Below are 5,927 nucleotides of genomic sequence, written 5' to 3'. Positions count from 1 at the left end.
CTGATCCAGTCGGCGATCGACGAAGGCGCGACGCTGGAGACCGGCGGCACCGGCCTGCCGTCGAACGTCAACCGCGGCTATTATATCAAGCCGACGGTCTTCTCGGGCGTCACCCCCGATATGCGCATCGCCAAGGAAGAGGTGTTCGGCCCGGTCGCGACGATCATGGCCTATGACGATCTCGACCAAGCGGTCGATATCGCCAACGACACCGAATATGGCCTCTCGGCCGTCGTCTCGGGCGACCCCGCCAAGGCCGCCGAAATCGCGCCGAAGCTGCGCGCCGGCATGGTCGCGGTCAACGCATGGGGCCCCGGCCCGGGCGCGGCGTTCGGCGGCTACAAGGCGTCGGGCAACGGCCGCGAAGGCGGTGTGTTCGGCCTCAAGGACTTCATGGAAGTGAAGTCGATCAGCGGTATTCCGGCCTGATCGTCTCCCCTCTCGCAAGCGGGAGGGGCTGGGGGTGGGCCGGCAACGTCGAAATTGCCCACCCCGCTGCGACTGGCGAGCAGCTCGCAAGTCTCTCTGCCCCTCCCGCTTGCGGGAGGGGTTTTGCTTTGGGCCGATAGCGATTAAGCGCACCTGCATGACCACCCGCTCCCCTCTCGCTCCCGCCGCCTTCCCCAGCCTCCCCGAAATCGCCGGAGTGACGCGCCGCGTCGCGCGCGCGCAGTACAAAAATTGGGACCGCTGCGACCTCACCTATGTCGAGCTGGCGCCCGGCACCACGGTCGCGGGCGTCTTCACGCGCAATGTCTGCTGCTCGTCCGAAGTCGAGCTCGGCCGCGAGCAGGTCAAGGGCGGCATCGGCCGCGCGCTGATCGTCAACGCGGGCAACAGCAACGCCTTCACCGGCTATCGCGGGCGTGAGGCGGTCGAGCAGATCATGGAGCAGGTCGCCGGGCACCTCGGCTGCGACGCGCGCGAAGTCTTCGTGAGCTCGACCGGCGTCATCGGCGTGCCGCTCCCGAAGGACAAGGCGCGCGCCGGCGTCGAGGCAGCGCTCACCGCCGAGCCCTGCTCGTGGGAAGCCGCCGCCGAGACGATCGGGACCACCGACACCTTTCCGAAAGGTTCTGCCGCCAGCGCCATCATCGGCGACAAGACCGTCCACGTCGCGGGCATCGTCAAGGGCTCGGGGATGATCGCGCCCGACATGGCGACGATGCTCGGCTATATCTTCACCGACGCCGCGGTCGCGCCCGCGCTCCTTCAGGACATGCTGAGCGAGGCGACCGGCGGCAGCTTCAACAGCATCACCGTCGACAGCGATACCTCGACCAGCGACACGGTGCTCCTCTTCGCCACGGGGCAGGCAGGCAACGCCATGCTCACCACGCGCGACGATCCGGGCGCCGACGCGCTCCATGCGGCAATCCGTTCGGTCGCGCTCGATCTCGCGCAACAGGTCGTGCGCGACGGCGAGGGCGCGTCGAAATTCATCGAGGTGCAGATAACCGGCGCGGTCAGCGACGACAGTGCGAAGCGCGTCGCGCTCGCGATTGCCAACTCACCTTTGGTAAAAACGGCGATTGCCGGCGAGGACGCCAATTGGGGCCGCGTCGTGATGGCGGTAGGCAAGGCGGGCGAGCCCGCCGACCGCGACCGCCTCGCGATCCGCTTCGGCGATCACTGGGTGGCGAAAGACGGGCTGCCGGTCGACGGTTATGACGAAGCGCCCGTCGCGGCGCATCTCAAAGGCCTCGAGATCCGCGTCGGCGCCGACCTCGGCCTCGGCGAGGGCCGCGCGACCGTCTGGACCTGCGATCTGACACACGGATATATCAGCATCAACGCCGATTACCGGAGCTGAAGCCAATTGAAATCGTCACCCCGGACTTGATCCGGGGTGACGAAAGAAGGTCAGAGAGCGCCTTCGAGCCAGCCCTTGAGCGCGCTCTTCGGCGCCGCGCCGACCTTGGTGTCGGCGATCTCGCCATTCTTGAACAGGATCATCGTCGGAATGCCGCGCACGCCATATTTGCTCGGTGCATCGGGATGATCGTCGATATTGAGCTTGGCGATGACCACCTTGCCCGCGAGTTCGTCCGAAATCTCCTCGAGCGCCGGGCCGATCATCTTGCACGGACCGCACCATTCGGCCCAGAAATCGACGAGCACGGGGGTCTCGCTGTCGAGCACGTCCGACTGGAAGCTCGCGTCGGTGATAGCCTTGGTACCCATAGTCTGAACTCCTGAAATATTGTTGGTGCCAAGCTAGGGCGTCGGCGCGCCGGGCTCAAGGGTGGAACCCGGCAAATTCGCCTTGGTTGCCGTCAAGCCGGGCTTGTTGGCGTCGAGCAGCGCGTCGCCCAGCCGGATCATCCGCGCGGCGCCGGTATAGAGCAGCGCCGCCTCGACGCGGCGGCCGGGAAAGATCACCGCGAGCGCATCGCGATATGCCGCCATCTGGCGGAGATAGGCCGGCGCGACCGCATCGGCGCTTTCGGGCACGTACCGCCCCGTCTTGTAGTCGATCACCGTCACCGCCGTATCGGTGACGAGCAAACGGTCGACAATCCCCGCGACGACGATACCGTCGACGACCGCCGACAGCGGCACCTCGGCGAGCGACCCGGGACCGAAAAGCGCGGCGTGCGCCGGATCCTCGATCACGCCGAGCACCTCGTCCACCATCGCCGACCGCGTGCCCTCATCGAGCGCCGCCGCCTGCACCGTCAGCCAATGCTCCGCCGCGATGCGCCGCCGCGCGGGCGCCACCGGCGGCAGCCGCTCGAACAGCGCGTGGAGCAGCAACCCGCGCTCGACCGCCGCCGCGCGCGCGCCGCCCTGCGGCGGCGTCGCCACGTCGTCCTCGCCCAATGCCGATGGCGCGAGCGGACGCGGCGGGCGCGCCTCTTCGGGCGCTGGACGCGTCGCCCAGTCGGGGACCGTCACCGCAGGCGCGGCGTGGGGCGACTTGTCGCGCGGTCGCGCCCATGTTTTCGCATTGACCGCATGGACGCGTTTCCGCCCCCAGCGTGGCCCGGCATCCTGCCAGTCGAGCCCCATGGCTTCCATCACCCCGTCGACCGCGGCATGCCAGCAGAGCCCGGGCAGCGATCGATCTTCCTTCCTGGTGACGCCGGCGACCACGAGCAGTTCCTCGGCGCGCGTCATCGCGACATAGAGCAGCCGCCAATGCTCCTCGATCTCGGCCTGTGCCTTCCGGTCGTGCGCGTCGGCGATCGCGCCGTGCCGCTCGTCGCGCCCCATGCCGAACACCGGGAGCCTGTCCCAACCCGCCAGCGACAGGTCGAACCCGCGCTGGCGCTGCACCGGATCGTCGGTCGCGTCGGCGAGGATGACGATCGGCGCCTGCAGCCCTTTCGACCCGTGCACCGTCATCACGCGGACGACGTCGCTGCGCGCCTCGGTCTGGCGCTTGACGTCGGCGCGGCTCGCCTCGACCTCGCTCAGGAAGGCGAGCAGCGACGGCCTGTGCTGACGCTCGAAGTTCAGCGCCTGATTCAGCAATTCGTCGATCGGGTCGCGCGCCTCGCGCCCCAGCCGCGCGTAAAGCCGCCGCCGCCCCTGCATCGGCCCCGACAGCACGCGATCGAGGAAGCGGTATGGCGTCGTGAGGTCGGCCATGCCGAGCAGACCGCGCAGCGCCGCCATCGTCTCCGCCGGAACCTCGGCCTCGCGCGCGCGGAGCTGCTCCCACAAGGCGCGCTTGCCGCGCCCGTGCGCAAAGCCGAAGAGATCGTCCTGCGACCAGCCGATCAGCGGCGACACGAGCAGCGCCGCGAGATTGAGATCGTCGAGCGGCTGGATCGCGAAGCGCATCGCCGACAGCAGGTCCTGCACTCCCAGCGGCTGCGTCAGCGCGAAGCGGTCGACGCCCGCGACCGGCACGCCGAGCGACTGCAGCCGCGCGACGATCCGCGCCGCCAGATCGCGGCGGCGGCGGACGAGGATCAATATATCGCCCGGCGCGACGCTGCGTCCGTCCTTGCCGTGCAGGATCCATTCCCGCACCTCGTCGGCGATCGCACGCGACAGGCGGAGGCTTGCAGGGTCGTTCGCGGGGGCGAGCGGATCGCCGCCCTCGCCCGCCTCGTCCTCGATCGCCTCCTCGTTCTCGCCCTCGGCCGCCAGCGCCTTTCCGACCGGCAGCGGCTGCCACAGCTCGACGCGCCCCGGATGCGCGCTGCGAAAGGGCAGGTGTGGCGGCTCGTCGCTCGCGAGCCCCATCAATCCGGTCCCGCCACCCGCAACCCATGCATCGACGATATCGAGCACCGCGGGGCTCGACCGGTAGTTGGTGACAAGGTCGACCTCGGCAAAGGGCTGGCCGCCGTCGGTCGCCCATTCGCCGAACCGGATGCGCGCCGCCTCGAACGCCGCGGGTTCGGTGCCCTGGAAACCGAAGATCGCCTGCTTGCGATCGCCGACGGTGAACATCGTGCGGACGCGCTCGTCCTTCGCGCCCACGCCAGCGAAAAATTCCCCGGCGAGCGCCGCGACGATCGCCCATTGCCGCGTGTTCGTATCCTGCGCCTCGTCGACAAGGATATGGTCGGTGCGCTGGTCGAGCTTGAAACGCACCCATTCGCCGAACTGCCCGAGCCGCAGCAGCGATCCCGCGATCGCGATCAGGTCGTCGAAATCGGCGAGCCCGCCCTCGCGTTTCGCCGATGCATAGGCCTCGGCAAAACGGCTTCCCAGATCCCACGCCGCCGCGAGTTCGTCGGCGACCTGCATCGCCGCGGCGGTCGCGAGCAGTTCCTGCGCGGCCTCGACGATCCGCACCGCGCTGCCCGCACAATCGGTCATCCGCCCCTTGTCGCCCGCGAAATCGGCGCGCAGCTCGCCCTTGCCGGTCAGGAAACAACCGAGCAGATCGCCGAGCATCGCCGCGCGCGCCGACGCATCGGCGGCCAGCCAGCGGGCCATCGCGTCCGCGCAGGCCAGCCCGGTCTTCGTGCCCCAGTTCGCGCCGCTCGCCGCGACCATCCGGACATGCGCATCGTCAACCGCCCCCGCACCGATCCGGCCTGCCAGCCACGCATCGGGATCGCCGTCCGGCAGCCCCAGCGCCGCGCGCAGATCATGCGCACGCGGCGGCAATATCCGCGTCTGGAACGGCGCGGCAAAGGCATGCGCGCAGCGCACGAGGAACGCCATCGCGGCATCCTGTCCCATCCGCCGCGACAGCATCGCCGCCTGCCCGCGCATCGCATCGCCATCGGCGCCGGCCTGCGCGAGCAGCGTCGCCATCACCTGCCGCTGCAACTCGGCCGCCTCGCCTTCCTCGAGCGCGCGGAACCCCGGCATGATCTTCGCCTCGAGCGGAAAGCTCGCGAGCAGCGTCTGGCAGAAACTGTGGATCGTCTGCACGCGGATCGCGCCCGCCGCGCTGTCGATCACCGTGGCGAACAGCGAGCGCGCGCGGTCGAGGATGCCCGGCTGCTGCCAGTCGGCACCGAGCGCGCGAAGGTCGAGCCGCAAATCGCCGTCGTCCATCCGCACCCACAGTGCGAGCCGCTCGTGGATGCGGTGCGCCATTTCGGCCGCGCCCGCCTTGGTGAAGGTGATGCAGAGGATCGCGTCGGGCGCGACGCCCGCGAGCATCAGTCGCAGCACGCGCGCCGACAGCACCTGCGTCTTGCCCGTTCCCGCCGACGCGCCCAGCCAGACATGCTCGCCCGGTTGCGCCGCCGCCTGCTGCGCGGGATCGAGATCGTGGAGCCGCGTCATGCAGCGTCTTCCCCACCGCGCCCGAACCATTCGTCGCGGCGCATCAGCTGGTCGTAATCGGTGAAGCGCCTCACCGCGTCGCCGGGCGCGAACGCCGCATCGCCCAGCAGCCAGGCCGCGGTCAGTTCGGCGAACGCCTCATAGGCGCGCGCAACCGCTTCCTCTGCGGTCTTGAGCTTGCGCCGCGACCCGTGGGTCGGCGTGGCACTGCCATCGATGCCCTT

5 protein-coding genes are annotated in these 5,927 nt (G+C 69.5%); 2 read left to right on the top strand and 3 right to left on the bottom strand.

Translation table 11 applies throughout. The annotated features are described in order from the left end of the window. Together JHC57_RS17700 and argJ are read left to right on the top strand one after the other, a co-directional pair. A partial coding sequence (locus JHC57_RS17700) for an aldehyde dehydrogenase family protein (protein ID WP_294031669.1) occupies positions 1-429 on the top strand: 429 nt, incomplete at its 5' end. Positions 430-586: 157 nt separating this feature from the next. Then, a complete protein-coding gene (argJ, locus tag JHC57_RS17695; RefSeq protein ID WP_294031668.1) occupies positions 587-1,813 on the top strand; it encodes a bifunctional glutamate N-acetyltransferase/amino-acid acetyltransferase ArgJ in 1,227 nt (408 codons plus the stop codon). A 50-nt stretch (positions 1,814-1,863) separates the two neighbouring features. Here the strand turns inward: argJ and trxA are convergent, their stop codons facing one another. The 3 genes from trxA to JHC57_RS17680 form a co-directional block, all read right to left on the bottom strand. Continuing rightward, a complete protein-coding gene (gene trxA, locus JHC57_RS17690) occupies positions 1,864-2,184 on the bottom strand; it encodes a thioredoxin TrxA (protein WP_294031666.1) in 321 nt (106 codons plus the stop codon). A gap of 33 nt (positions 2,185-2,217) precedes the next feature. Continuing rightward, positions 2,218-5,703: a double-strand break repair helicase AddA gene (addA, locus tag JHC57_RS17685; RefSeq protein WP_294031664.1), complete on the bottom strand. Its 3,486-nt coding sequence runs from the start codon at positions 5,701-5,703 to the stop codon at positions 2,218-2,220. Then, positions 5,700-5,927 (bottom strand): hypothetical protein (locus tag JHC57_RS17680; RefSeq protein WP_294031663.1); only part of this gene is annotated, 228 nt, incomplete at its 5' end. The genes addA and JHC57_RS17680, both read right to left, overlap by 4 nt.

This window comes from Sphingopyxis sp. (assembly GCF_016463645.1).
In the GTDB taxonomy this organism is placed as follows: domain Bacteria; phylum Pseudomonadota; class Alphaproteobacteria; order Sphingomonadales; family Sphingomonadaceae; genus Sphingopyxis.
The sequence above is the reverse complement of the archived record's forward strand: the minus strand, read 5'-3'. Positions and strand labels throughout refer to the sequence as shown.